This window comes from Streptomyces lincolnensis (assembly GCF_001685355.1).
In the GTDB taxonomy this organism is placed as follows: Bacteria; Actinomycetota; Actinomycetes; order Streptomycetales; family Streptomycetaceae; genus Streptomyces; species Streptomyces lincolnensis.
Genome location: NZ_CP016438.1, coordinates 8,868,851 through 8,894,031 on the forward strand (window position 1 = coordinate 8,868,851; position 25,181 = coordinate 8,894,031).

The 25,181-nt window shown below is 73.0% G+C and carries 22 protein-coding genes; 7 read left to right on the forward strand and 15 right to left on the reverse strand.

The window, feature by feature from the left end; translation table 11 throughout:
• Position 1: 1 nt before the first annotated feature.
• Entirely contained in the window at positions 2–1,972 is a 1,971-nt protein-coding gene (locus tag SLINC_RS39105) for a HEAT repeat domain-containing protein (protein WP_067443163.1), read from the reverse strand.
• A gap of 245 nt (positions 1,973–2,217) precedes the next feature.
• Between SLINC_RS39105 and SLINC_RS39110 the strand changes: the two genes are divergently transcribed.
• Positions 2,218–2,988 (forward strand): GNAT family N-acetyltransferase, encoded by a 771-nt coding sequence (locus tag SLINC_RS39110; RefSeq protein ID WP_067443164.1) that lies wholly within the window; start codon positions 2,218–2,220, stop codon positions 2,986–2,988.
• Positions 2,988–3,959 carry a lysophospholipid acyltransferase family protein gene (locus SLINC_RS50535; protein WP_079164939.1) on the forward strand — a complete coding sequence of 324 codons (972 nt, stop codon included), beginning with the start codon at positions 2,988–2,990 and terminating at the stop codon, positions 3,957–3,959. Before SLINC_RS39110 ends, SLINC_RS50535 begins: the two co-directional genes overlap by 1 nt.
• 718 nt (positions 3,960–4,677) lie before the next feature.
• Here SLINC_RS50535 and SLINC_RS39125 read toward each other — a convergent pair.
• Positions 4,678–7,035, reverse strand: a complete 2,358-nt coding sequence (locus SLINC_RS39125; RefSeq protein ID WP_067443166.1) for an ATP-binding cassette domain-containing protein — start codon at positions 7,033–7,035, stop codon at positions 4,678–4,680.
• A 10-nt stretch (positions 7,036–7,045) separates the two neighbouring features.
• Positions 7,046–8,044: an LLM class flavin-dependent oxidoreductase gene (locus SLINC_RS39130; protein ID WP_067443167.1), complete on the reverse strand. Its 999-nt coding sequence runs from the start codon at positions 8,042–8,044 to the stop codon at positions 7,046–7,048.
• A 94-nt stretch (positions 8,045–8,138) separates the two neighbouring features.
• On the opposite strand from SLINC_RS39130, the gene SLINC_RS39135 reads away from it, so the two are divergent.
• Positions 8,139–8,867, forward strand: a complete 729-nt coding sequence (locus SLINC_RS39135; protein WP_079165225.1) for a nucleotidyltransferase domain-containing protein — start codon at positions 8,139–8,141, stop codon at positions 8,865–8,867.
• On the opposite strand, the gene SLINC_RS39140 is transcribed toward SLINC_RS39135, so the two are convergent.
• Both SLINC_RS39140 and rpmF read right to left on the reverse strand, forming a co-directional pair.
• On the reverse strand, positions 8,813–9,985 hold the full coding sequence (locus tag SLINC_RS39140; protein WP_067443169.1) for a GTP-binding protein: 1,173 nt from the start codon (positions 9,983–9,985) through the stop codon (positions 8,813–8,815). The two genes, SLINC_RS39135 and SLINC_RS39140, sit on opposite strands and share 55 nt — an antisense overlap.
• Positions 9,986–9,992: 7 nt before the next feature.
• The gene (gene rpmF, locus SLINC_RS39145) at positions 9,993–10,163 is read right to left on the reverse strand and encodes a 50S ribosomal protein L32 (protein ID WP_010043581.1); all 171 of its coding nucleotides are present in this window, start codon (positions 10,161–10,163) and stop codon (positions 9,993–9,995) included.
• Between the two features lie 247 nt (positions 10,164–10,410).
• Between rpmF and SLINC_RS39150 the strand changes: the two genes are divergently transcribed.
• Complete coding sequence (locus tag SLINC_RS39150; RefSeq protein ID WP_067443170.1) at positions 10,411–13,857, forward strand: NACHT domain-containing protein; 3,447 nt, start codon at positions 10,411–10,413, stop codon at positions 13,855–13,857.
• A 24-nt stretch (positions 13,858–13,881) separates the two neighbouring features.
• Here the strand turns inward: SLINC_RS39150 and SLINC_RS39155 are convergent, their stop codons facing one another.
• A complete protein-coding gene (locus SLINC_RS39155; RefSeq protein ID WP_067443171.1) occupies positions 13,882–15,084 on the reverse strand; it encodes a right-handed parallel beta-helix repeat-containing protein in 1,203 nt (400 codons plus the stop codon).
• Positions 15,085–15,177: 93 nt separating this feature from the next.
• Positions 15,178–16,041: an MBL fold metallo-hydrolase gene (locus SLINC_RS39160; RefSeq protein ID WP_067443172.1), complete on the reverse strand. Its 864-nt coding sequence runs from the start codon at positions 16,039–16,041 to the stop codon at positions 15,178–15,180.
• Between the two features lie 59 nt (positions 16,042–16,100).
• Between SLINC_RS39160 and SLINC_RS39165 the strand changes: the two genes are divergently transcribed.
• Positions 16,101–16,532, forward strand: a complete 432-nt coding sequence (locus SLINC_RS39165; protein ID WP_067443173.1) for a winged helix-turn-helix transcriptional regulator — start codon at positions 16,101–16,103, stop codon at positions 16,530–16,532.
• A 10-nt stretch (positions 16,533–16,542) separates the two neighbouring features.
• Positions 16,543–17,031 (forward strand): phosphatase domain-containing protein, encoded by a 489-nt coding sequence (locus tag SLINC_RS39170; RefSeq protein WP_067443174.1) that lies wholly within the window; start codon positions 16,543–16,545, stop codon positions 17,029–17,031.
• Positions 17,032–17,055: 24 nt separating this feature from the next.
• Here the strand turns inward: SLINC_RS39170 and SLINC_RS39175 are convergent, their stop codons facing one another.
• From SLINC_RS39175 to egtA, 5 genes are read right to left on the reverse strand one after another with little or no spacing between them, the layout of a single operon-like run.
• Positions 17,056–17,271: a dodecin gene (locus tag SLINC_RS39175; protein WP_067443175.1), complete on the reverse strand. Its 216-nt coding sequence runs from the start codon at positions 17,269–17,271 to the stop codon at positions 17,056–17,058.
• A gap of 43 nt (positions 17,272–17,314) precedes the next feature.
• Positions 17,315–18,277, reverse strand: coding sequence for an L-histidine N(alpha)-methyltransferase (egtD, locus tag SLINC_RS39180; protein WP_067443176.1), 963 nt, complete (start codon positions 18,275–18,277; stop codon positions 17,315–17,317).
• Positions 18,274–19,065 carry an ergothioneine biosynthesis protein EgtC gene (gene egtC / locus SLINC_RS39185; RefSeq protein WP_067443177.1) on the reverse strand — a complete coding sequence of 264 codons (792 nt, stop codon included), beginning with the start codon at positions 19,063–19,065 and terminating at the stop codon, positions 18,274–18,276. The genes egtD and egtC overlap by 4 nt, the downstream gene beginning before the upstream one ends.
• Entirely contained in the window at positions 19,065–20,369 is a 1,305-nt protein-coding gene (egtB, locus tag SLINC_RS39190) for an ergothioneine biosynthesis protein EgtB (protein ID WP_067443178.1), read from the reverse strand. The genes egtC and egtB overlap by 1 nt, the downstream gene beginning before the upstream one ends.
• Complete coding sequence (egtA, locus tag SLINC_RS39195) at positions 20,366–21,655, reverse strand: ergothioneine biosynthesis glutamate--cysteine ligase EgtA (protein WP_067446194.1); 1,290 nt, start codon at positions 21,653–21,655, stop codon at positions 20,366–20,368. Before egtA ends, egtB begins: the two co-directional genes overlap by 4 nt.
• 317 nt (positions 21,656–21,972) lie before the next feature.
• Here egtA and SLINC_RS39200 point away from each other — a divergent pair, with 317 nt between their 5' ends.
• Positions 21,973–22,803, forward strand: a complete 831-nt coding sequence (locus SLINC_RS39200; protein WP_067443179.1) for a TIGR02452 family protein — start codon at positions 21,973–21,975, stop codon at positions 22,801–22,803.
• Between the two features lie 39 nt (positions 22,804–22,842).
• Here SLINC_RS39200 and SLINC_RS39205 read toward each other — a convergent pair whose 3' ends face one another.
• The 3 genes from SLINC_RS39205 to SLINC_RS39215 all read right to left on the reverse strand — a co-directional run bounded on the left by SLINC_RS39205 (position 22,843) and on the right by SLINC_RS39215 (position 25,171).
• The gene (locus tag SLINC_RS39205) at positions 22,843–23,298 is read right to left on the reverse strand and encodes a type II toxin-antitoxin system PemK/MazF family toxin (RefSeq protein WP_067443180.1); all 456 of its coding nucleotides are present in this window, start codon (positions 23,296–23,298) and stop codon (positions 22,843–22,845) included.
• A gap of 38 nt (positions 23,299–23,336) precedes the next feature.
• Positions 23,337–24,818 carry a flotillin family protein gene (locus tag SLINC_RS39210; RefSeq protein WP_067443181.1) on the reverse strand — a complete coding sequence of 494 codons (1,482 nt, stop codon included), beginning with the start codon at positions 24,816–24,818 and terminating at the stop codon, positions 23,337–23,339.
• Between the two features lie 134 nt (positions 24,819–24,952).
• Positions 24,953–25,171 (reverse strand): hypothetical protein, encoded by a 219-nt coding sequence (locus SLINC_RS39215; RefSeq protein ID WP_182449255.1) that lies wholly within the window; start codon positions 25,169–25,171, stop codon positions 24,953–24,955.
• Positions 25,172–25,181 lie beyond the last annotated feature (10 nt).

The following is a 25,181-nucleotide window of genomic DNA, read 5'->3' on the forward strand; positions in this document are numbered from 1 at the left end:
GCTACCCCTTCAGGGACAGCGCCTCGTCGATCAGCGCGAGGCGCGTCTCGTCGTCGAGGATCGCGCGGTAGTCGCCGTGCGCGGACAGGCGGCGGTCCTGCTCGCGCAGGGTGTGCAGGGCGGTGCGCACCGTCGGGCCGAGCGGGCCCATGCGGATCAGGGCGCGCAGTGCCGTGTCGAACATGCCGTAGTACTCGCGGTCGGCGGTGAAGGCCAGGATCTCCTCCTCCAGCACCGAACGCGCGGGATCCCGCTCGCCCGTGACAGGCCACAGGGCGACCGCGGCCTGCGTCCTGACCCAGCCCTCGCCGTTCGTCAGGAGGTACCGCAGCCGGTCGGCGTACGGTGCCGCCTCGGCGCCGAAGTCGGCGAGGTGTCCGGCCATACCGCCGCCGGACGCGGGTTCGCCCTCGCGGGGCAGGGTCTCGCCGACGACCCGCAGGTTCTGCGCGGGGTCGCCACCGCCGATGCGCCCGAGGATCCAGTGCCACCACGGATGGTTGCCCGGGGGGTCGAGGCCGATGCGCTCGCGCACCGCGGTCGCGGCGGAGGCGGCGGCCGGCCCCAGTGCCGCCAGCGCCCGCCCGGCGGAGTGCCCGGAGTACATGTCGGCCAGGCAGGCCGTGACCTCCGGCAGGGCGGGCAGCGCGTCCGGCCCCCAGGCGCGGACGACATCCAGGAGATCGGATCGCAACGAGTACGGTCCGTCGCGCCGGAGTTCCTCCCGGACCGCCGGCAGCAGCAGGTCCGCGTGGGCCCGCAACGGGCCCAGGACGTCCACGACCTCGGGCCGCCGAGGGCCGCCGCCGGCCCAGGAGCGCCCCAACTCCTGGTGGTGGGGCGTGCAGAGGCTCTCCACCAGACCGGGCAGCGCCCGGGGATCGTCCATCCGGGCCAGCGCCCACCGGGCGTGCTCACCGACGGTGCCGTCCAGCAGCTCGCCCTCGCCGGGATCGTCGAGCAGTCCGGCGAGCCGGTCCGCGTACGCGCGGGCCCGGGGACCGGCCGCGCCGAGGAAGTGGGCCGACGTCAGGCGCACGGTGGCGTCCGAGTGGTCCAGCAGCCTGCCCACGACCGGCAGCAGCGCCCCTTCGGCGGACCGGTGGGAGACCAGCAGCCGCCAGGCGTGCTCCACGACCGCACGCAGCAGATCGGCGTCCTCGACGGGGTCGGCGGCCCCGGCCAGCCGGGTCACGAATCGCGTCGCCGCGACGGGGACCGTCTCGAACAGGGCGGCCGTCCAGTCGGCGATGTTCTCGCGGCTGAGGGCTCCGTCGGCGTCCGGGATGTACCAGACCCCCTCCCAGCGCGGCCGTAGAGCGGGATCGGCGAGGATCTCCACCAGCGCGTCCAGCTCCCGCACGGCGATCTCGGGCTCGCGCCCCGCGAGGGCGTGGACGGCCGTGACCCTCAGGACCGGGTCGGCATCCCGCAGCAGTCCGGTGAGCAGCGTGCGGACCTCCGTCTCGGCGGCGAACTCGCCCAGCGCGAGCAGCAGCGGGATCCGGACCGCCGGGTCCCGTTCGTCCCGCCAGCGGTCCAGGAGCCGGCCCGGGCCGTCCGCCAGCGACAGCGCGGCTCGTCGTACGACCGGCTCGGGGTCGGCGAGCAGGTCCTGGGCGGTGTGATGCGCGTGCCGCCAGACCTCCGGCTGTGCGGCGCCTGCCGGGCTCTGCTCGAACAGGAAGACCATCAGCTCGACGAGGGTCGAGCGGGCGCCTGTCCGGGGATCGGCGGCGAGCGCGACGACGAACGGCACTACGGCCGTGGTGAGAGCGGAGGGGGCGTCCGACGTGCCCGCGAGGGCGGAGAACAGCGGCCAGCAGTCCCGGTCGGTCGACTCCGGTCCCTTGCGCACCAGCCGCCGCATCACCCGGCGGACCTCCTTGGCCGGAACGTTCGGATCCGCCGACTCCAGCCGCTCCCACGGCACCGTGTCCAGCGCCTCGGCCGACAGCTCCACCACGCGCATGCCCCCATCCCCTGTGATCGGCTCCCGAAGTCAGACGGTTGCCCCGGCCGACGGGTTGCCTCTCCCCGGCCACCGCCCCGACATCGGCCCGTCGGCGGAGTCGGAGGTCCCGGACACCTGGCCCGAGCCGTTCAGCAGCCGCACATCCCCACTCCTGGAACCCGTCACGTACACGCCAACCGCCGTCGGAAGAACAGGGGTGGCGGCACCGCTCGCCGCCTTCGGCCCGTGACCAGGAGAGTGCCATGACCGGCGTTTCCACGCTCGACCGTCCCCCGCAGCCGACCGCCCCCGTCCGTTACACCGTCGGCCTGGCCCGGGACGAGGCCGACGTGCGGGCCGCGCAGCGGCTGCGCCACGAGGTGTTCGCCGGGGAGATGGGTGCCCTGCTGGCCACCGCGCAGCCCGGCCTCGACGTCGACCCCTTCGACGCGTACTGCGACCACCTCCTCGTGCGGGACGCGGAGACCGGGCAGGCCGTCGGGACCTACCGGCTGCTGCCGCCGGGGCGCGCCGCAGTCGCCGGACGGCTGTACTCCGAGGGCGAGTTCGACCTCTCCCCGCTCGACCCGATCCGGCCGGAACTCGTCGAGGTCGGCCGCTCCTGCGTGCACCCCGACCACCGGGACGGCGCGGTCATCAGCTTGATCTGGGCCGGAATCGCCCGCTACATGGTGGACGGCGGCCATGAGTGGCTGGCCGGCTGCTGCTCGATCCCGCTGTCCGACGGCGGCGCCCTGGCCGCCGGCACCTGGGACCGGGTACGGGACAAGCACCTGTCACCGGAGGAGTTCCGGGTACGGCCGCTGCTGCCCTGGGTGCCGAAGGACGTGCCCGCCGCCGGACGCACCGAGCTGCCCGCGCTGCTGCGCGGCTACCTCCGCCTGGGCGCCTGGGTCTGCGCCGAGCCCGCCCACGACCCGGACTTCGGGGTCGCCGACCTGTACGTCCTGCTGTCGATGCGCCGGGTCAACGCCCGCTATCTGCGGCACTTCCTCTCCCTCGTCCCGGCCTGATGAGCGTCTGGCTGCCCGGCGCGCCCTGCACCCCGAGGGCGTGCGTGGAGCCGGCGGGATCCGTCACGGCCGCACCACGGGCCGTCCTGCGGCTCCTGGCGGTCACGGCCCTGGTGCTGGCCGGGGCCGTGCTGTCGCCCCTCGGCGGGAGGATCCCCGCCGGGGCGGTGCGGCGGTGGTGCCGGTGGATCGTACGGGCCGCAGGGGTCCAGGTCCGTGTCACCGGCACCGCCGCTGCCACCGGGGGCCTGCTGCTGGTCGCCAACCACATCTCCTGGCTGGACATCCCCCTGCTCGCCGCGGTCCGCCCGGCGCGGATGCTCGCCAAGAAGGAGATCGGCCGGTGGCCGGTGGTGGGGCCGCTGGCCGCACGCGGCGGCACCCTGTTCATCGACCGGGACGGGCTGCGGGCGCTCCCGGCCACGGTGGCCCGGATCGCCGGCGCCCTGCGCGCCGGGCAGGCCGTCGCGGTCTTTCCCGAGGGCAGCACCTGGTGCGGCCGCGCCCAGGGGCACTTCCGGCGGGCCGTGTTCCAGGCCGCGCTGGACGCGGGCGTCCCGGTCCAGCCCGTCCGCATCCGCTACCGCACCGCCCGGGGCGAGGAGAGCACGGTGCCCGCCTTCGTCGGCGAGGACTCCCTGCTCGCCTCGCTGTGGCGGGTGGCGACGACCCGCGGGCTGGTCGCCGAGGTCGAGGTCCGTGACGCCCTCGCGCCCGGCGGCCACCTGGACCGCCGGTCCCTCGCCCGCGCCGCCGAACGCTCCGCTCTAGAGGGGACGCATCAGCCGCAGATCCTCACCCCAGGCGTCCAGCACCGCCCCATGGCCCTGGCGGCGGGCCGCTGCCTCCACGCGGGCGAAGAGGCGCCGCTGGACCGGCACCTCGCCGCTCGCCGCGATACGGTCCACGGCCCGCAGCAGGGCGCCGGTGTCCCAGCCGGGCAGCGGGTACCGGACCAGCTCCCAGCGTAGGTACCTGTTGTACGGCCGGGGGCGGTGATCGAGGGCGAAGAGCACCTCCAGCAGGGGGCCCAGGCTGTCGGTCGCGTCGAGCCGGGCGGCGAGCGCCTCGCCGTCACGGTCGTTCTTGACGGAGCGGTAGAGGCAGTTGGCGTAGGCGTCCAGCCGCTCGTCGGCGGTCCGGAACGCCTCCTCGGCGCCGAGGAGGGCCTTCGCCGCCAGAATGTCGGCGATCCCTCCGTCGAGGCGGTCGAGCACGATCCGCGCCCGGGCGAGGGCGTAGCGCTCGAAGCCGGGCATGCCGGCGGCTCGGAACTCGGCGAGCGTGACGACCACGAGGTCCAGGCGCGGGGTGCGGTGACCGGTGAGGTGGCGCAGACCGGTCGCCGCGCCGTCCGCGAGGACGACGTACAGGTCGTGGTCGGAGTGCTCGCCGGCCATGCCGTCATGGGCGCGGGAGCCCGTGAGGACCAGGCCGACGACGGCCGGATCGGCGGTGGCGAGCAGGACGAACGCGTCATAGGTGAGGGACTGCTGCGTGGGCATGCGTGATCTCCGGAAGGACGGCGGTGGGTATGCCTGCCGGGGCGGCCACGGGAAGGTCCGGGCGCCCGCTTCGTCCGCGGCGGTACGCGCCGCCGCGCGGAGGATCAACGCACACGGCGATGCTACGACGGCCAAGTCCCCTGTGGGCAACGGGTTTTGCGCGTCCTGCGCGCGAGATCGGCTCTCACCGCAGGGCGCGGGCCAGATAGGCCGCCGTGGCACTGCCCTCGGCCCGGGCCACCTCCCTCGGTGTCCCCGCCGCCACGATCCGCCCGCCCTGGTCGCCGCCGCCCGGCCCCAGGTCGATCACCCGGTCCGCGCCCGCGACGACCGCCATGTCGTGCTCGACCACGACCACGGTGTGCCCGGCGTCGACGAGCCCGTGCAGTTGCCGCATCAGGACCTCGACGTCCGCCGGGTGGAGACCGGTGGTCGGCTCGTCGAGCAGGTAGAGGGTGTGGCCGCGGCGGCCGCGCTGCAACTCGCTCGCCAGCTTGATGCGTTGGGCCTCCCCGCCCGACAGCTCGGTCGCCGGCTGGCCCAGCCGCAGATAGCCGAGGCCGACGTCGAGCAGGGCGGCGAGACTCCGGGCCACGGCCGGGGTGTCGGCGAAGAAGTCCGCCGCCGCCTCGACGGTCAGGTCCAGCACCTGCGCGATGTTCCGCCCCTGGTAGGTCACTTGGAGCGTCTCCGGGTTGTAGCGGGCGCCGCCGCAGTCCGGGCACGGTGAGTAGGTGCTCGGCAGGAAGAGCAGTTCGACCGTGACGTACCCCTCGCCCTGGCAGGTCTCGCAGCGTCCACCCGGGACGTTGAAGGAGAACCGGCCGACGCCGAAACCCCGCTCACGCGCCTCGTCGGTGGCCGCGAACACCTTGCGTACGACGTCGAACAGGCCCGTGTAGGTGGCCAGGTTGGAGCGCGGGGTCCGGCCGATCGGCTTCTGGTCGACCGAGACGAGCCGTCGCACGCCCGGCAGGTCCTCGGTGATCTCGCCGATGAGCGTGGACTTCCCGGACCCGGACACGCCGGTGACCGCGGTGAGCACTCCGAGCGGGAACTCGGCGGTCACGCCCCGGAGGTTGTGACGGGTGATCGGCCCCACCTTCAACTGACCGCGTGCCGCGCGCACTTGGCGTTCGGGGGCGGGGGAGCGGTCGAAGAGGAAGCGGGCCGTCGCCGACTCGGCCACGCCCTCCAGCTCGGCCACCGGCCCGCTGTGCAGCACCCGGCCGCCGTGGTCACCGGCCCGCGGCCCGACGTCCACGACCCAGTCGGCGCCGCGTACGACATCGAGGTGGTGCTCCACCACGAACACCGAGTTCCCCGCCGCCTTCAGCCGCGCCAGCACGGTCAGCAGCGCCTCCGTGTCCGCGGGGTGCAGTCCGGCGGACGGTTCGTCCAGGACGTACACCACACCGAACAGCCCGGACCGCAGCTGGGTCGCGAGCCGCAGCCGCTGGAGTTCGCCCGCCGAGAGGGTGGGGGTGGCGCGGTCCAGGCTGAGATAGCCCAGACCGAGTTCCACGACCGGGTCGATACGGGCCTTGAGGTCCTCGGTGAGGACGCGGGCGGTCTCGTCGTGCGCGTCGTGCTCTTCGTGCGCGACCAGGGACTCGGCCAGCTCGGTCAGCGGCAGTGCCGCCAGCTCGGCGATCGTACGGCCCGCGAAGGCCACGGCGAGCGCCTCGGGCCGCAGCCGGCTGCCCCCGCAGGCCGGACAGGGCGCGCTGGTCAGGAACCGCTCGGCCCTGGCCCGCAGGGTGGCGCTCCGGGAGTCGGAGAACGTCTTCATCACATACCGACGGGCGCTCATGTACGTGCCCTGGTACGGCCGTTGGATCCGCTCCGCGTCCCGGACCGGATGCACGGTGACGACCGGCTGCTCGTCGGTGAACAGGATCCACGCGCGCTGCTCGGCGGGCAGCTCGCGCCAGGGCCGGTCCACGTCGTACCCGAGCGCGTCGAGGATGTCCCGCAGGTTCTTGCCCTGCCAGGCCCCCGGCCAGGCCGCGACCGCGCCCTCGCGGATCGACAGCGAGGCGTCGGGAACCAGCGACTCCTCGGTCGTGCGGTGGACCCGCCCGAGCCCGTGACACTCCGGGCAGGCCCCGGCCGCCGTGTTCGCGGAGAAGGCGTCCGAGTCGAGCCGCCGGGCGCCCGGCGGGTAGTCGCCCGCCCGGGAGAACAGCATCCTCAGCGAGTTCGACAGGTTCGTGACGGTGCCGACCGACGAGCGCGACGTCGGTGCCGACCGCCGCTGCTGGAGCGACACCGCGGGCGGCAGCCCGGTGATCTCCCCGACCTTCGGCGCGCCGACCTGATGGATCAGCCGCCGCGCGTACGGCGCCACCGACTCGAAGTACCGCCGCTGCGCCTCCGCGTAGACCGTCCCGAACGCCAGCGACGACTTCCCCGACCCCGACACCCCCGTGAACACGGCCAGCACATCCCGGGGGATGTCCACGTCCACCCCCTTGAGATTGTGCTCACGGGCGCCGCGGACGCGGACGTAGGGGTCGTGGGGGCTGTGCGGGTCGTACATGGGAAGGACTCTAGCCGGAGGTGATCGAGGCCAGCCTCCGGTAGGAGTCCAGCAGGGCCTCGCGGTCGTAGGTGCTGGTGGTGACCAGGACCTCCTGTGCTCCCGTCTCCTTCAGGAGCGTTTCCAGCTCGTGGGCGACCTGGTCCTCGGGGCCGGCGATGTGGCCGGTGAGGCCGGCGTCGTAGAAGGTGCGCTCCTTGGCGGTCATGGGGAGGGACGCGACGCGGTCGGCGGGTGGGAGGGGCGGGAAGGTGCCGTGAGTGCGGGAGTGGGCCATCGACCAGGCCTCCGGGATCAGCAGGCGGCGGGCCTCGGCGGAGGTGGGGGCGACGGCGATCGTGCCGGAGATGACGACGTAGGGCTCCGAGGCCCAGGGGGAGGGGCGGAAGTGGGCGCGGTAGTGGTCGATGCCGCGCCGCATCTTCTCCCGGCCGCGGAGGTCGCCGATGACCATCGGCAGGCCCGCGCGGGCGGCGATCGCGGCGCCCTCGCCCATGGCCAGGACGAACGGCGGCACGGTGAGTCCTTCCGCGGGGCGCGCGTGCACGCCGGCGGGGGAGGTGCCGCGGAACCAGGCGAGGAGTTCGTCCAGCTGGCCGGCGAAGTCCTCGGCCACGTCCTTGTCCCGGCCCAGCGCCTTGCGGACGCCGTCCGTGAAGCCGACCGAGCGGCCCAGACCCATGTCGATCCGGCCGGGGAAGAGCGACTCCAGCACCCCGAACTGCTCTGCCACAACGAGGGGTTGGTGGTTGGGCAGCATCACGCCGCCGGTGCCGACCCGGATCGTACGGGTCGCGGACGCGACGGCGGCGGCCAGCACCGTCGGCGCGGAACCGGCGACGCCGGGCACGCCGTGGTGCTCCGACACCCAGAACCGGTGGTAGCCGAGCCCCTCCAGCTCCCGCGCCAGCCGCACGGTGTCGCGCAGGGCCTCCGCGTTGGTGCCGCCCTCGCGGGTGCGGGAGCGGTCGAGGACGGAGAAGCGGGTGGCGGCGATCAGGGAACTCACACAGGGTTCAACGTGTGACGGGCGGCGGCATTCCCGCGGCCCCGGCCGGAAAACCGGATGACGGGAATACGTGCAGGTCAGCACAATGGGCCGGGTGACCACCCGCCACGTCCTGCTGTCCGGCATCGTCGGTTCGACCGCGTACGGCCTCGCCCACGCGGGCTCCGACGTGGACCGGCTCGGCATGTTCGCCGCACCCACCGAGGCCCTGCACGGGCTCCACCCGCCGAGGGAGTCGCACGTCACCACGGCACCGGACCGCACCCTGCACGAGGCGGCGAAGTGGTGCCGGCTCGCGCTCGGCGGCAACCCGACCGCGATGGAGCTGGCGTGGCTCCCGGACGACCTGTACGAGGTGCGCACACCGCTGGGCGAGGAGCTGATCGGCATCCGCGCGTCGTTCCTGAGCGCCCCGCGCGTCCGGGACGCCTACCTCGGGTACGCCACCCAGCAGTTCAGGAGGCTGGAAACACGCGGCGACGGCTCGTTCTCCGCGGACACCCGCAAGCGCACCGCCAAGCACGCCCGGCACCTGAAGCGGCTGTGCCGTCAGGGGCTGGAGCTGTACGCCACCGGGCGGCTGGAGATCCGGGTGGAGAACCCGGAGGAGTACCACGCCTTCGGTGAGCGCGTCGCCGCCGACCCGGCTGCCGCGCTGCCTGTGCTCAGGCACTACGAGAAGGCCTTCGACGAGGCCCGCACCGTGCTGCCCGACCGGCCCGACGAGGCGCCGGTCGAGGCGTGGCTGCGCAGGGTGCGGGCCCACTTCTACACCGCCGCGGCCACCTCGTGCTCGTGCTCGCAGGCCTCGTCGATGCCGTAGGTGTCCCAGGCGGGGAACGGGTCGTCGGCGGGCACGGCCTCGTCGGGGCGCAGGAGGCAGCCGGCGAGGGCCGTCCGCAGTCGCTCGGCGTCCAACTGCGTGCCGATGAAGACGAGTTCCTGCGCGTAGGGGCTGTCCGAGTCGCGTGCGGCGGACGGCTCGAAGCGGGCCACCGCGCCGGCCTGGGACCACAGCCCGGTCACGTGCGGGCGGGTGGCCAGGGTGAAGAACCCCTTCGACCGCAGGATCCGCCCGTATGCGCCGCTGTCCAGCTCCTCGGTCACGAACGTCCACAACCGGTCCGGGTGCAGGGGGAGTTCGGACCGGAAGACGGTCGAGGAGACGCCGTACTCCTCGGTCTCCGGAACGTGGTCGCCGTTGAGCTCGCGCACCCAGCCGGGTGCCTGCTGGGCGCGTTCGAGGTCGAACAGCCGGGTGCCCAGCACCTGGTGGAGGTCGACCCGCCCGTGTTCGGCCCCGACGATCCGGGCGGCGGGGTTGAGCCGGGTGAGGGCAGCCCGCAGCCGGTCCGCCTCCGCGGTGTCGACCAGGTCCAGCTTGTTGAGCACGATGACGTCCGCGAACTCGACCTGGTCGACGAGCAGATCGCTGACGGTGCGCTCGTCGTCCTCGTACGGGGCGAGGTCGCGCTCGGCGAGTTCGTCGCCGGTCTCCAGCTCGGGCAGGAAGTTGGCGGCGTCCACGACCGTGACCATGGTGTCCAGGAGGGCGAGGTCGTCGAGGGTGGCGCCGTCGTCGCGGGCGAAGGCGAAGGTCGCGGCCACCGGCATCGGCTCGGAGATCCCGGAGGACTCGATGAGCAGATGGTCGAAGCGGCCCTCGCGGGCCAGCCGGTCGACCTCCTCCAGCAGGTCGTCGCGCAGGGTGCAGCAGATGCACCCGTTGGTCATCTCGACCAGCCGCTCCTCGGTCCTGGACAGGGCCGCCTCGCCGCCGCGTACCAGCGCGGCGTCGATGTTGACCTCGCTCATGTCGTTGACGATCACGGCGACGCGCAGGCCCTCGCGGTTGGCGAGGACGTGGTTGAGCAGGGTCGTCTTGCCCGCCCCGAGGAAACCGGAGAGCACGGTGACGGGCAGACGGCTGTCGTACGGCATCCGGTCCTCAGCCCTCGGGGCGCAGCAGCCCGCGCTCGTACGCCTTGACGAGGTTCTGCGGTACGAGATGGCGCACGCCGTCGACGGTGACGGGCACCAGCGTGGGCGTGGCGGCCTTCCACTGCGCTCGGCGGTGGCGGGTGTTGCTGCGGGACATCTTCCGCTTGGGGACGGCCATGGGCTCCTCCTCGGTGGTCGGAACCCGACGCTATATGAAAATGGATCCCATGTGCAAAGCGTGAGGGAGGGGGTGGGCGCGAGGGGGCGCCGGCGGGCAGGAGGGTGGATCTCGAATTTGTCAACTGACCTGCGAACAGGCCCTGCCCAGGGTTGGCTGTGCCTCTGGGTGCACGGCACGTGACACGGCTGCCGGGCGGCCGGGTGCGTACGAAGGGCGAACGGTGGGGATGGCAAGGGTGCGGAGCGTGCTCCGCCTGCTCGGGGGCGCGGCGCTGACCGTCGCCGTCGGAGTGGCGACGAATCAGGTGTACTCCGACAAGGGCCTCAGCTGGACATGGCTGTACGCCTCGTTCGGACTCGGTGTCCTGGTGCTGCTGTACACGGAGGTGTGGGCCGCGCCCTCCCCGGCCGGCGCCGCGGACGGCGCGCCCGCTGCCGGACGCGGCCAGCGGGGTATCTATCTGCGCCAACTGCGCGAGAACGTCCGCGACATGGAGACCGTGGGCATCGCCACCCAGGGCGAGTTCGTGCTGCGGATGCGCCAGGTGTATGTCGACGTCAGCCTGACCTCCCAGGTGCTGCACGCCGTCGCCGGAGAGCCGTATCTGGGCGCCCTGCCCGGCGGCGAGCCGACGGGGCTGGGGCGGCGCCGCAGCCTGGAGTCGGTGCTGAGGGACGCCGAGCGGGGCGACGGCGCCCGCGTCCTCGCGGTGATCGGCGGACCGGGGTCCGGCAAGACGACACTGGCCCGGAACACGGCGCTGGGACTCTGTGAGCACCGCTGGCGGCCCTCGAAGCGCCGGTTGCCGGTCCTGCTGTACCTGCGCGACCACGCCGAGGCCCTGCTGGCCCCGAGCGCCCCGGGGCTCGGCGCGGTGGCCGTCGCCGCGAGCTGGCTCGACGGCAAGGTGACGGCGCGCTGGCTGGAACGCCGGCTCGACCGCGGCGGATGCGTCGTGCTCCTGGACGGGCTGGACGAGGTCGCCGACCCGGCGGAACGCGGCCGCGTGGTGGCGTGGGTGGGGCGGCAGACGCAGCAGTACCCGCGCAACGTGTACGTGGTGACCTCGCGCCCGCACGGCTACCAGTCCAACCCCCTGTCCGGCGCCGAGGTGCTTCAGGTGCGCCGGTTCACCGGGGAACAGATCGAGCGCTTCCTGCACCAGTGGTCGTACGCGATCGAGTCACGGGCCCGGATGGGCACGGGCCGTGAGGTGCAGGCCGCCGCGGACCGCAACGCGGAGGACCTGCGGTCCCGGCTGCGCGCCCGGCCGGCACTGTACGACCTGGCCGCGAACCCGCTGCTGCTCACCATGATCGCGAACGTGCACCGCTACCGCGGCCAACTGCCCGGCAGCCGCGCCGAGTTGTACGCGGAGATGTGCGACGTGCTGTTGCACCGGCGCTACGAGGCCCGCGGCCTGAGGGACGCCACCGGTCTCAGCGGTCCGCACAAGCAGTACGTCATGCAGCACCTGGCTCTCGCCATGATGAAGGCCAAGATCCGCCACTGGCCCGCCCACGAGGCCGCGGACGCGATCGACCTGCCGCTGCGGCGGGTCCCCGGCGACGTCGCCGCGGAGGTCTTCCTGGAGGAGGTCCGCAAGAGCGGTCTGCTGGTGGAACGCGAGCACGGCGTGTACGGATTCGCCCACCTCACCCTCCAGGAGTATCTGGCCGCCGCCCAACTCGGCACCCCGGGCGCCGATCTCGCCGCGCTGACCGACAACGTGGACGACGGGTGGTGGCGGGAGACCATTCAGCTGTGGGCCGCCGGGAACGACGCGACCGCGGTCATCACCGCCTGCCTGGACTCCGGTACGGTCCACGCGCTGGCCCTCGCTTTCGACTGTGCCGACCAGGCACGCACCGTCGAGCCCGCGGTGCGCGGCCGGCTGGAGGACCTCCTGACCTCCACCGCGTCCAGCCCGGTCGCCGACCCGGTCGTCCAGCGGCTGCTCGCCGGCATCCTGGCGACGCGCACCCTGCGCGAGACGATCCTGCTCGACGACACCAGTGCCCTGTGCGCGCATCCCGTCCCCCGCTCTCTGTACGCCCTGTTCGTGCAGGACGAAGAGGCCGCCGGCCGCCGTCATCCCCGGGCCGTTTCCGGCACCGACGCGGAGGACACCGGCGCTCCGGCCGTCGGGATGGAGGCGGGTGACGCCGAGCGCTTCGTCAGCTGGGTGAACACCCTCGTCAGCGAGCAGTCCTACCGTCTTCCGGGGCCCGGAGAACTCGCGGACCACGGCTCCGCGATCGCCGCCCATCTCAACCGGCACACCGTGTGGGCACAGGAGCGTGACCGCGTCCTCCTTCACCAGCCGCCGGGCTCCCACTGGCCCTACCCCGCGCCGACCCGGACCCGGGCCCGTTCCCTCGCGGTCGACGACGGCCGGCAACTCACCTCCTTCCTCCGGCTGTTGGCGGCCCCCGCCCACCAGCGCACGCGCGTCGCCGATTGGGTGAGGGTGCTGGTCGGTGGACTCACCCGGACACCCGAGGCGCGTGACGATCCCGGACTGGGGCGGCGCAACTTCGTCCTGGATCTCGGTCTGGACTTCGCACTCGCGCTCTCCCTCCAGCTGGTCCTGGCCGACGCCCTGTCCTCCGGTGCCACCCGACGAGGCGATCCCGGGCCGGCGCTCGATCGCGCCCGCGCTCTCGCCGACGCGCTGAACCACGACCGGTACCACTTCCGCTCCGACATCACAGCCCTCGACCGCATCGACCGCGCGCTCGCGATGGATCCCGCGCTGGACCGGGTCCGCGCCCGCGGGATCGGCCTGGACCGGATCGGCGACCGGCCACGGGCCCTCAACGACGCCTTGGTGTGCGCCTTCGATCACGCGTTGGCCCACTCCCGGCATCACGCCCTCCATTTCCTCCGCGCCGAAGTGACCGACCGTCTGCGGGCCTTCGTCTTCGCCCTCAATGGCATTGCCGACTCCGCCGCCGACATCCGCCGGGCCCGCCAGACCCGTGGCCTGCTGGGCGGCGCACCGGGCCCCGACGTGGGAGTCGACCTCGCCGGGCTTCTCGTCCCCACGCTCGACCTGGGCGACGATCTGCTCGACACGCGGGACGTCATCGACGTCAGTGACGTGCGCATGGGCCCGGTGGTCGTGCCCTCCCAGACGGAGAGCCTCGCCCTGGCCATCGACCTCGCCGGCGGCCACGTCAACGACCCCCTCGTGTCGAGGGTGACCCTCACCGCCGTCCGTACGCTGTTCGCCTTCTGGAGGCCGCCGGCCGGCGTGGGCCTCCCAGGGGTGCTGGCGGATCTCGACGATCTGCTCGGCAGGACCGTCGACGCCATCCCGGCTCCGGAGCAGCCGCTGCCGGAGGACGCCACCACAGCGCTGCGTCAGGTCTGGGATCTTCTGCGGGTTCCGTCCTCCGCGCCCCCCGCGTCTCTGCCAGAACAGGTCCGCACCCTGGTGAACCACACGGGCGAGTTGCTGACTTTCATCCGCGAGAGGAGGACACCCGCCGGCTCCCAGGCGCCGGCGTGCGCCCGCGTGGCGATCCTCATCGCCATCACGGCACTGGGCGAAGCGGGCCAGGGCCATGAGGACGCCGTCCGGCACCTACGGCGGATCTGGCAGAGCCTTGGGGCCCGGGAGGACTCCGTGCAGAGCCGGAGGACGGCACCGAACCAGACCCTCTTCCTCACCCGCGTCCACCAGTAGGCCGGGGCGGACATCGGGGAGGGGTCAGAAGCGCGCCCCGATGTCCGCCCCGTTGCGCGGCACCAGGAACGACGGTGCCGCGGGCAGGGAGCCGTCCGCCTTCCGTACGCCTGTGAGGGGGGCCGGGTCGGTGCTCAGGACCGACGAGGCGTTCCATGTGCCGCCCAGGTCCCAGGAGTTGCCGCTGGAGACGGTCGCGGAGCCGAGCGCCGCGGCGGTGGCGTCGGCGACGGAGAGGTTGGCGGTGAGGACGGCCCTGCCGCCCGAGGTGTCGACGTCGAAGCCCGTCCGGGCGTTGGCCCAGGTGGAGTTGCGGGTCAGGGCGAGGGCACCGGGATTGCCGTTGTCCGTGACGCCGTGCGCGGCGTTCTTGAAGGAGGCGCTGCCGCGGAGGGTGTGGGCGACCGCCGGGGCCGGGCTGCCGCCGCCGAGCTTGAAGCCGTTGCCGTCGCCCGCGAAGTCGGGGAAGTTCCAGCGGTTGAAGCCGTTGCCGTACGCGACCGTGTTCTCGATGACGATCGGCGAGGCGAACTTCCAGTTGTCGAAACCGTCGTCGACGTTGTTCCACAGCCGGGCGCCCCGCACGACATTGCCGGTGCCGCTGCCCTCCTTGATGGCGAGTCCGTCCGCGCTCTCGCCGTTCTTGCGCGGGTCGCGGTTGGCGTAACTGTCCAGGTTCAGGATCTGGTTGCCGCTGGAGGCGCCCTGGAGCTGGAAGCCGGACTCGTAGTTGTCGTGGGTCCGCAGGCGGGCGAAGACGTTGGTGTTGCAGCCGTCGCAGTACACCCCGTACGGGCCGTTCACGATCTCCAGGTCCGAGATCCGCCAGTACGACGCCTCGATGTGGACCGCCCCGCGCTCGGCCCGCGGAATGGTGCCGCCGACCGGTGTGTGGCTCGCGGGCAGCCGCTCGCCGTCGATCACGACCCGCTCGCCCTGGTACGCGCCGAGGGTGATGGGCTGGGAGGCGGTGCCCGAGGTGGTGATGGTGACGTTGTCGGTGAGCGCGTAGGTGCCGCCGCGTACGGCGATGGTGTCACCGGGCTTCGCCAGGTCCACGGCCCGCTGGACGCTCCGCAGGGGCTGCGTGAGCGTCCCCGGCGCGGAGTCGCTGCCGTTGGTGGCGACGACCAGGGTCGTGGCCGCCGCGGACGCCTCGGTCACCGGTAACGCCGTCACCAGCACGGCACCGATCGCCGCCGCCGTCCAGATCGCCGTGTTGCGCATGGGGCCTCCCGCCTCCGCCTGCCTACCGTGTCGCACGGCAGTGGCCGCCGGGGGCGGGGAGGTTGCCGGGTGGGCGGGGCCTGTTCCGACTCGTCAGCCCCGGTTTGGACGGGCGGCGAGACGGGCGTACTCCCACGGGTCGTGGGCGCTGAAGACGGTGACCTGTTCCGTCGGGGCGTGATGGAGGCCGCGCAGTAGCTCGAGGGTCGCGAGGCGGGCCGCGCCGTCGGTCTGTGCGCCGTGCTGGACGGGGTCGAGGGCAGGGTGGGAAAGGGGCGGGGTGTGCTCGATCTCTCCGTGGTACATGTATGCGTCGCCCGCGTGCAGCAGCCACCGTCCGTCCCCGTCGCGCACGGCGACACCCGCGTGTCCCGCCGAGTGGCCCGGCAGCGGCACCAGCAACAGATCGCACCCCAGCCCCTGCGGGCGCGCCACGCCCGGGATGCCGGACCACTCCGTGTGCCCGTCCACACGAGCCGGCGTCAGCAGCGGGCCGTGCGCCCGGTGCGCCGGCATGAAGCGGTCGAGGCTGTGCCGGTGGTGCGGTGCCGTGGGGTCGGTGACGGCCCGGTACTCGTCGGGGTGCACATGCACCCGTGCGTGCGGGAAGTCCGCAAGCCCTCCCGTGTGGTCGCGGTGCAGGTGGGTGACCACGATGTGCCGCACGTCCGCGGGCGTGTACCCGAGACGGACGACCTGCCGCAGCGCGCTCTCCTCCAGGTCCAGCGCGGGCCGGGCGTAGGCCACCCAGTCCGCGCCCAGCGACCGTTCGGGATGTCGTAGGTCGGCGGTGCCGAGGCCGGTGTCCACCAGGACCAGCCCGTCGGTGTCCGTCTCGACGAGCAGGCAGTGGCAGACGGCGGCGACGGGTTCGCCGCTTGCGGAAGCCGCGGTGAGCGGTTCTCCGAGTGGTGGAATCCTCCGCAGAGAACCGCAGTTGAGGTGATGGACGCGCACAAGGGCCCCCTGGCGGTCGTCGGGTGGGCTGTTCGCGACCGACGGTAGGAGGGACCTTCGTGACTCACCAAACGGTTGGATACGCACCGGCGGGTGACCGGGACGGGCCGCTGGCGGACTGCCCGGACAGCGCGCTCGTCCCACCCGGCCACGAACCGCGCTGCCCCGTCGACATCACGCTCGCCGTGCTGGGCGGCCGCTGGACACCGCTGGTCCTGCGCGAGTTCCTGCGCCGCGGTGAGGCCACCTACTCCGAGCTGTCCGCGGCCCTGCCCGCCCTCTCGGACAAGGTGCTCTCCGACCGGCTGGCGCAACTGACCGGTGCGGGGGTCCTCGAACGTCACCGCATCCCCGGCTGGCCGCCCCGGGTCCACTACGCCCTCACCGTCCAGGGCAGGGAGCTGGAGCCGGTGATGCGCGGCATGTGGGAGTGGGGCTCGGCGCGGCGCGGCGCCCTCGGCGGTGCACCGGGGCCGTCCGGCACGGCCTAGGCTCGGCGTCATGACGGACAGCAAGCCACCCCTCGCCGTGTTCGACCTGGACAACACCCTCGCCGACACGGCCCACCGGCAGCGGTTCCTGGAGCGCAGCCCGCGGGACTGGGACGCCTTCTTCGCCGCCGCGCCGCAGGATCCGCCGATCCCGGAGGGCATCGCGCTGGTGCTGGAGAGCGCCGAGGAGTGCGAGGTCGTCTATCTCACCGGGCGGCCCGAGCGCTGCCGGCGCGACACGCTCGACTGGCTGGCCGCGCAGGGGCTGCCGGAGGGGCGGGTCCACATGCGGCGCAACGGCGACCGGCGGCCCGCCCGGCGCACCAAGCTGGAGGTCCTGAACCGTCTTGCCCGCACCCGGGAGGTCCGGGTGCTGGTGGACGACGACGAGCTGGTCTGCGAGGACGCCGAACGGGCCGGTTTCACCGTCGTACGGGCGCGCTGGACCGCCCCTTCCGCCGCGCTGAAGACCGCGCAGGAGCGGGAGGGGCGGACCTGAGGGGCCGAGGCCCGCGGTGGGCCGTCAGTCGGACTCGTCCAGGCGGAAGCCGACCTTCAGACCCACCTGCCAGTGCGCGACCTGACCGTCCTCGATCTGGCCGCGCACCTGGGTCACCTCGAACCAGTCCAGATTCCGCAGGGTCTGCGAAGCCCGGGTGATGCCGTTGCGGATCGCCTGGTCGACGCCCTCGGGCGAGGTGCCGACGATCTCGGTCACCCGGTACGTGTGATTCGTCATGGTTCCACCGTGCCTCAGGCCGCGGCGCGGCGCGAGCCGTCCGTCAACGCGCCACGCTCAGTGACAGCGCGAAGCGGCCTTCGTCGTCCGTCCACCAGTGGGCCAGTTCCAGCCCCGCCGCGGACAGTTCGGCACGTACTCCCTCCTTCCGGAACTTCGCCGAGACCTCGGTGTGCAGTTCCTCGCCGGCCGCGAAGTCGACGGCGAGGTCGAGCGCCGGGATCTTGACGGTCTGGGCGGTACGGGAGCGCAGGCGCATCTCGATCCACTCGTGGTCGGCGTCCCAGAGGGCCACGTGGTCGAAGGTGTCGGGATCGAAGTCGGCGCCCAGTTCACGGTCGACGACGGTCAGGACGTTCTTGTTGAACGCGGCCGTCACCCCGGCCGCGTCGTCGTACGCCCGGACCAGGACCCGCTCGTCCTTGACCAGGTCCGTGCCGAGCAGCAGGGCGTCGCCGGGGGAGAGCAGGGCGCGCACGGAGGACAGGAACGCGGCGCGTTCCACCGGGACCAGGTTGCCGATCGTGCCGCCGAGGAACGCCACCAGCCGCGGCCCGGGGGTGTCCGGCAGCGTCAGCCGGGCGGTGAAGTCGGCGATGAGGGCGTGCACCCGCAGCCCGGGCCGCTCGGCCACGAGCGCCTGCCCCGCCTGGGTGAGCGCGCTCTCGCTGACGTCGACCGGGACGTAGGTGTCCAGGCCGGTGAGGGCGTCGATGATGTGCCGGGTCTTCTCCGAGGAGCCGGAGCCCAGTTCGACCAGGGTGCGGGCACCGGTCGCCGCGGCGATCTCGGCGGACCGGGCGAGCAGGATCTCCCGCTCGGCACGGGTCGGGTAGTACTCGGGCAACTCGGTGATCTGCTCGAAGAGTTCGCTGCCGTGCGCGTCGTAGAACCACTTCGGCGGCAGGGTCTTCGGGGTGTGGGTCAGGCCCTTGAGGACGTCGGCGCGCAGGGCGGCCTCCGTGGCGTCCTCGGGCAGGGTGCGGGTGAGAAGGAACGAACTCACGTACGGGGCTCCTTCGAAGGGGCGGATGCCAGGGGGTCGCTCGGCTCCTTGAGCGGGGTGAGCAGCACGTCGGTGCGGCTCGCCGCGAGCAGGGTGCGGTCGGGCACCTCCTGCCAGTGCGGGTCGTCGTCGTAGGGCTCGGAGGCCACCACGGTGCCGCGGCCCGGGTGCGACAGGTACCACAGGGTGTCGCCCCAGGCGGTCGCGGTGATGGTCTCGCCGTTGGTCAGCAGCAGGTTGAGCCGGGACGCGGGGGCCGCCTCGGCGACCTCCAGGACCGTGTCGGCCAGGGCCTGCCCCTCGTCGTCACCGCCGCGCAGCCGGCCCAGCACCAGCGCCCACACGAACGCCGAGTCGTTGCGGGCCTCCATCGACAGCAGGTCCGCCGCGGGCAGCGTCGGGGCGAGGCCGGCCAGGGAGCGGGGCCAGCCCGCCACCGCGCCGTTGTGACTGAACAGCCAGCGGTCCGAGGAGTACGGCGCCGCCGCGGCCTCCGCGTCGGCGCCCGCGAGGGTCGCGTCGCGTACGGCGGCCAGGACCGCCGAACTCCTGACGACCCGGGCCAGGTCCGTGAAGGACAGGTCCGCCCAGATGGGCCCGGCGCGCCGGTACCGGGCCGGGGCCGGGTCCCCGTCGGCGTACCAACCGACGCCGAAACCATCGGCGTTGACCGTGCCGTACCGCTGCCGCCGGGGTGCCCAGGACTGGCGGTACAGGCTGTGCGGCGGCTCGGTCAGGATCCGGCCGAGCGGTTCCGGTGGGCCCAGGTAGGCAAGGTGACGGCACATCAGACGGTCTCCGAGCGGGCCGTGCGGAACCCGGAGAAGATCTGCCGCCGGATCGGGTAGTCCCAGTTGCGGAACGTGCCCCGGCAGGCCACCGCGTCCACGGCGAACGAACCGCCGCGCAGCACCTTGTGGTCGGGGCCGAAGAACACCTCCGAGTACTCCTTGTACGGGAAGGGCTGGAACCCGGGATAGGGCTCGAAGTCGCTGGCCGTCCACTCCCACACGTCACCGATCAACTGCCTTACCCCGAGCGGCGATTCACCCTCCGGGTAGCTGCCCGCGGGCGCCGGGCGCAGGTGCCGCTGGCCCAGGTTGGCGTGCTGGGGCGCCGGGTCGGCGTCGCCCCACGGGTAGCGCGTGGAACGGTCGCCGGCGGGGTCGTGGCGGGCGGCCTTCTCCCACTCGGCCTCGGTGGGCAGCCGCCGCCCGGCCCAGCGGGCGTAGGCGTCGGCCTCGTACCAGCTCACGTGCACCACCGGCTCGTCGGACGGGACCACCTCGGTGACGCCGAAGCGGCGGCGCAGCCACTGCCTGCCGTCCCGGCTCCAGAACAGCGGGGCCTGGATGGAGTGCCGGCGGATGTGGTCCCAGCCCGCCGGGGCCCACCACCGCTCGTCCTGGTAGCCGCCGTCGTCGATGAACCGCTGGTACGCGCCGTTCGTCACCGGGGTGGTGTCGATCCAGAACGGCGCCACCTCCCGCCGGTGCGCGGGGCGTTCGTTGTCCAGCGCCCACGGCTCGGTGGAGGTGCCCATCGTGAACGGGCCGCCGGGGACGAGGACTTCGGCCGGCCCGGTGAACAGCGGGGCCGGATCCGGGTCCGGGGCGGTCAGGGCCTGCGGGCCCTTGCGGAGCTGATGGGTGATCAGCATCGTCTCGTCGTGCTGCTGTTCGTGCTGGGCGATCATCCCGAAGGCGAAACCCGCCTCCGTCAGCCGCGTCCCGTGGAACGCCGCGCGCTCCAGCACGTCCAGCACCCGGCCGCGCACGTCGGCGGCGTACTCGCGGGCCTCCGCGGGCTTCAGCAGGGGCAGCTTCGGCCGCTCCGCGCGCGGGTGCTCGAAGGCGTCGTAGATGCTGTCGATCTCGGGCCGTATCGCCTCCTGCCCGGCGACGGTCCGCAGCAGCCACTGCTCCTCCTGGTTGCCGATGTGCGCGAGGTCCCACACCAGCGGTGACATCAGCGGCGAGTGCTGGGCGGTGAGGTCGGGCTCCTCGACACAGCTGGTCAGCAGCGTCGTACGGTCCCGGGCGGTCACCAGGGTGCTCAGCGCGCGCTCGCGGAAGGTCTCGGGGTCGGTCATGTACGGACTTCCTTCCCACGCGGACCGACCGTCCGGTCCAGCAGATCGTCGGCGGGGCAGCGGCCCCGCATCACATAGCGGTCCAGGTACGCGGCCACGGCGCCGGTGACCTCGGCGGTGGCGCCGAGCCGGGGCAGGGCCTCCAGCGCGGCCGTGAAGCACGTCATGGCCGCCTCGTGCAGCTCCGGATCGGCCAGGCCGTGCCGGGCCGCCTCCCGCCACAGCGGATTGTGCGGCGCGGGCAGCGACAGCGCCCGCTCGGCCAGCGGCTTGACGGCCCGGTAGGCGGTCTCGGCGGCCTCCGGGTCGTCGAACAGCGCCGTCGCCACGGCGAGCGGCACGATCCACCCGTCGGCGCCGGGCTGCGCGTCGATCATGCGCAGTTCGAGATGGCCGCGCGGCCTGACCGGCGGGAACAGCGTCGAGACGTGGTAGTCGAGATCCTCCCGGGTCGGCGGCCTCGGCAGCCCGGTCCTGGCCCACTCGCGGAAGACCAGCCCGTCGGGGACGTCCCAGGGCCCGCTGTCCCGTCGTATGCACATCACCGGCGCGTCCAGGACGTGCCGGGCCCAGGCGGTGCGGGCGTCGGTGTCCAGCGAGGGGCCGCCCGCCCGGCCCGGGCCGATCTCCGTCCACAGCAGCTGCCGGGTGGACAGCCAGCCGGTGGGCTCGGAGCCGGCCAGGGGCGAGTTGGCGAACGCGGCCACCAGGACCGCGCCCAGCTGGTGCGCCAGCCACCAGCGCCGCCCGAGGCCGAGCGGGCCGGGCTCCTCGTGGCCGGCGTCCAGGCAGACCTGGACGGAGGCGGAGGTGCACATCATGGCGCGGCCGGCCGGGCCGGTGCGGTCGAGACAGGCCTCCATGGCGTCGTACCGCGGCTCGCGCAGGAACCGGCGGGGCGGGTGCCAGGGGTCGTTTCCGACGCCGACGAGACCGAGACCGTCCTGGGCGAGGACCGCGCGGACGGTGTCCAGATCGGCGGATACGGTACCGATGCACTCCATCAGGGAGGCGGCGGGCGGGGAGCTCAGCTCCAGCTGGCCTCCGGGTTCGACGGTGAGCGCCGAGTCCAGATGCACGGTCCGCAGTGCGGCGTAGAGCGCCGCGAGTCGTTCGGGTGTCACGGGGAGCCGCGGTGCCCGCAGCTCGTGGATGATCCATTCCACCTCGACGCCTACCGTTCGAGGTGGTCCCGTCTTGAAGCAGATGCCCCGGACCAGGGCCTCCACCTCGGCTTCGGTCAGAGCGGTACGGCGCGCCGTACAGTCGCTCGGTGTATCGGACATGTAGGGATCCTCCTGAGATTCCACCATGCCGTCGGTCCGGCTTCCGGTGTGCCGGGCCGACATCGCTCGTCCCACCCAAGACGTTCGTCTCGATCCGCACAAGGGGGCACATCGTCGCAATCAGGGCCGATGATCTCCGTTTCCCGTGTGTTTTCGAGGCGTTTTCCAGCTGTGGCGGGCCGCGAAATTCTGTTGCACCGCACGACCAGAATCGCTCACGATGCCTGGGTGAGCACGACGAGGGAGAGCGGTACGGGGGAGTGCCCACCGGGGGAGACCGCGGGGTGCGCGGTCGTGGCGCGTACGGGGGTCGCGCCATGAGCGCGCGCCTGCGCGGCATCGCGCACGAGACGGAGCGGATCGTGGCCGCGGGAACCTACCGCGCCCCGGACGGCCGCGAGGTGTCCGTCGCCCAGGCGCTGGAGGCGGCCCGGGAGGGCACCCGGATGTACGGGCCGGATCCGGTGGAGGTGGCGCCGTTCTCCTGCGCGCCCACGCGGATCGAGGTCACCGGGGAGAGCAGCCTGGAAGCCGCCCGGCGTCTGGCCGGACCGGTCGCCGTCCTGAACTTCTCCTCCGCCCGCAATCCCGGCGGCGGTTACCTCAACGGCGCCCAGGCCCAGGAAGAGGCCCTGTGCCGGGCCTCCGCGCTGTACGCCTGCCTGGTCGGAGTCCGGGAGTTCTACGACCACCACCGCGCCCACCGCGACCCGTTCTACACCGACCGCGTCATCCACTCACCTGCCGTGCCCGTCTTCCGCGACGACCGCGGCCGCCTCCTCGACGAGCCGTACCTTGCAGGCTTCCTGACCGCCGCCGCGCCGAACGCCGGGGTGGTGCGGCGCACGGCACCGGAGCGGGAGGCCGAGCTGCCCCAGGCCCTCGCGGCGCGGGCCGAGCGGGTCCTGGAGGTCGCCGCCGCGCACGGCTACCGGCGGCTGGTGCTGGGCGCCTGGGGCTGCGGGGTGTTCCAGAACGACCCCGCGCAGGTGGCGGAAGCCTTCCGCGCCCTGCTCGGGCCCGGCGGGCGCTTCGCCGGGGCCTTCGAGCACGTGGTGTTCGGGGTGCTGGACCGGACGCGGGGCGCGGTGGTGCGGGAGGCGTTCGTCCGGGCGTTCGCGTCGTCGGAGCGTCAGCTCCAGCGGTGAGCGTGGGAAGTTGGGCGTGGGGCGTGAGCGTGGGGCGGGTCAGCTCCAGTCGTAGCGCTCGTGGAGCCGGTGCCTGACCAGGTTGAACCGGCCCCGGTCCAGGGCGCACGCCTCGCGGCGCATGCCCTTCTCGTGCAGCCGCAGGATGCGGTCGACGTCCACCCAGGAGTCCCGCCCGGACCGGTCCCAGGGACCGCTGCCGATCGGCACCCACTCCCGGTCCCCGTCGTGCCGCTTGCTCGACAACTGCACCGCGAGGAGGGTCCCGGCCGCCTCCCGGGCCACCACGAGCACGGGCCGGTCCTTGCCGCGCCCGTCGTTCTCCTCGAAGGGCACCCAGGTCCAGACGATCTCCCCGGGGTCGGGGTCGCCGTCGTGCGCGGGGGAGTACTCGGTGCGCACCGTGCCGACCTGGCGGGGGTCGGCCTCGGTGGTGGCGGTGCGGCCGAAGCGGCCGGGGACGTTCTCGTCCGTGTCAGGGGTAAACGCAGTCACGGGGGCACCTTAAGGGGTGCCCCCGTGACCGCCACGCGTCAGTCCTCCTTGATCGGTACCTTCTGGGCGGGCGGCGGCACCGCACCGTTCAGCGGCGAAGCCCCGCCTGCGGCCTGCCCGTTCTGGTTCATCGACTGGAGCAGCTGGCGGGCCAGCCCCAGTCCCGTCCCGCCCATCGTCAGCGCCTTGGCGAGCATGTCCGCCATGCCGTCGGCGCCGTTGAGGACCACCATGTTGTCGACGTTGCCGAACGCGGACGCGCCCGCCTTGACGATCTCCGGCCAGTTCTCGGCGAGTTGCTGGGCGACGACCGCCTCCTGGTTCTCGGCGAGCGCGGCGGCGCGGGCCTTGATGGCGTCCGCCTCCGCGAGCCCTTTCGCCTTGGCCGCCTGGGCCTCGGCGAGCCCCCTGGCCTGAGCCGCGGCCGCCTCGGCCTCGCCGGTGGCCCGGGTCGCCGCCGCCATGGCCGTACCGCGCGCCTTGGTCGCCTCGGCCTCGGCGCCCGCGGCCGCCTTGACCCGGGTCGCCTCGGCCGCCGCCGCGAGCTCGGTCTCCTTGGCCTTGGCCTCGGCAGCCGAGATCCGCGCGTCACGCTCGGCCTCGGCCAGGGTGCGCTTCTCGTAGGCCTGCGCGTCCGCCGGCTTGCGGACGTCCGCCTGGAGCTGCTGCTCCCGCCGGTGCGCCTCCAGTTCGGCGACCCGGGTCTCCTGGACCACGACCTCCTGACGGGCCGCCGCGTCGGCGAGGGGTCCGGCCTGCTGTGCCTTCGCACCCGCCTTGTCCCGCTCGGCCTGGTAACCGGCCTGGAGAATCTCGCTGTCCCGGGTGGCCTCCGCCATCCGCGCGAACGCCTGCTGCTCGGCCTCGGTGGCCAGCCGGTTCGCCTCCGCCTGTGCGATCCGCGCGTCCCGCTGCACGGCCGCCGCGTGCGGCATCGCCAGGTTCTGGATGTAGCCGGTCGGGTCCTCGATCTCGTGGATCTGCAACGAGTCCACGATCAGCCCAAGCTTCTCCATCTCCGTCCCGCAGGCCGCCCGGGTCTGCCCGGTGAGTTTCTCCCGGTCGCGGATCATGTCCTCGACCGTCAACCCGCCCACGATGGACCGCAGATGACCGGCGAAGACGTTGTGCACCCGCTCGGACATCAGCTTCTGCTGGTCGAGGAAACGACGCCCCGCGTTGGCGATCGACACGAAGTCGTCGCCCACCTTGAAGATGACCACGCCCCGCACCTTGAGCGGAATGCCCTGGTGGGTCACGCAGTCCACGTGCAACTCGGTCTCGTTCAGGTCGAGCGACAGCTTGCGCACCGCCTGCACCCCGGGCAGCACCATCGTGCCGCGCCCGGTGACGATACGGAAACCCATCCCTTCCTCAAGGCCCTCGGTCCGGTGCTTCGAACCGGAGATGATCAGAGCCTCGTTGGGTTCGGCGACCCGCCACATCATCTTGAACAGACCGATCACGACGAGCACGGCGAGAACCGCCGCCCCCGCAACGACGCCGACAACCATCGGCATTCGCCCCCTTTGCATGGTGCCCTGACGGCACCGAACGAAAGGGAGTGTGCGCCTGTACGGCGCCGGGGAACAGAGACTGGCCCATCCTTGTGGAAACCTTGACACATACCGCTCTCACCTGCGGCGGAGCGAGCTCAACTGTCGTACGCGGCTGTGACATAGACCGTTCTGGGCGGCAGGTACTCCACCACCATCACCACCGTCCCGGACTCGATCCGGTCCTTGCCGGAGGCGGGGTAGGCGAGGAAGTGCTCGGCGCCGCCCCGCACCCGGACGATCACCTCGCCGACCAGCCCGGGCCCGACCGTCCCGGTGACCCGCCCCATGAGCCCGACCATCGACGCGTCGTCCATGGCCTCAGGG

Excerpts from the sequence above, each read along its gene's own strand:
- SLINC_RS39105 (WP_067443163.1), bottom strand. The coding sequence starts at position 1,972 with ATGCGCGTGGTGGAGCTGTCGGCCGAGGCGCTGGACACGGTGCCGTGG.
- SLINC_RS39110 (WP_067443164.1), top strand. The coding sequence starts at position 2,218 with ATGACCGGCGTTTCCACGCTCGACCGTCCCCCGCAGCCGACCGCCCCC.
- SLINC_RS50535 (WP_079164939.1), top strand. The coding sequence starts at position 2,988 with ATGAGCGTCTGGCTGCCCGGCGCGCCCTGCACCCCGAGGGCGTGCGTG.
- SLINC_RS39125 (WP_067443166.1), bottom strand. The coding sequence starts at position 7,035 with ATGTACGACCCGCACAGCCCCCACGACCCCTACGTCCGCGTCCGCGGC.
- SLINC_RS39140 (WP_067443169.1), bottom strand. The coding sequence starts at position 9,985 with ATGCCGTACGACAGCCGTCTGCCCGTCACCGTGCTCTCCGGTTTCCTC.
- rpmF (WP_010043581.1), bottom strand. The coding sequence starts at position 10,163 with ATGGCCGTCCCCAAGCGGAAGATGTCCCGCAGCAACACCCGCCACCGC.
- SLINC_RS39155 (WP_067443171.1), bottom strand. The coding sequence starts at position 15,084 with ATGCGCAACACGGCGATCTGGACGGCGGCGGCGATCGGTGCCGTGCTG.
- SLINC_RS39170 (WP_067443174.1), top strand. The coding sequence starts at position 16,543 with ATGACGGACAGCAAGCCACCCCTCGCCGTGTTCGACCTGGACAACACC.
- SLINC_RS39175 (WP_067443175.1), bottom strand. The coding sequence starts at position 17,271 with ATGACGAATCACACGTACCGGGTGACCGAGATCGTCGGCACCTCGCCC.
- egtC (WP_067443177.1), bottom strand. The coding sequence starts at position 19,065 with ATGTGCCGTCACCTTGCCTACCTGGGCCCACCGGAACCGCTCGGCCGG.
- egtB (WP_067443178.1), bottom strand. The coding sequence starts at position 20,369 with ATGACCGACCCCGAGACCTTCCGCGAGCGCGCGCTGAGCACCCTGGTG.
- egtA (WP_067446194.1), bottom strand. The coding sequence starts at position 21,655 with ATGTCCGATACACCGAGCGACTGTACGGCGCGCCGTACCGCTCTGACC.
- SLINC_RS39200 (WP_067443179.1), top strand. The coding sequence starts at position 21,973 with ATGAGCGCGCGCCTGCGCGGCATCGCGCACGAGACGGAGCGGATCGTG.
- SLINC_RS39210 (WP_067443181.1), bottom strand. The coding sequence starts at position 24,818 with ATGCCGATGGTTGTCGGCGTCGTTGCGGGGGCGGCGGTTCTCGCCGTG.
- SLINC_RS39215 (WP_182449255.1), bottom strand. The coding sequence starts at position 25,171 with ATGGACGACGCGTCGATGGTCGGGCTCATGGGGCGGGTCACCGGGACG.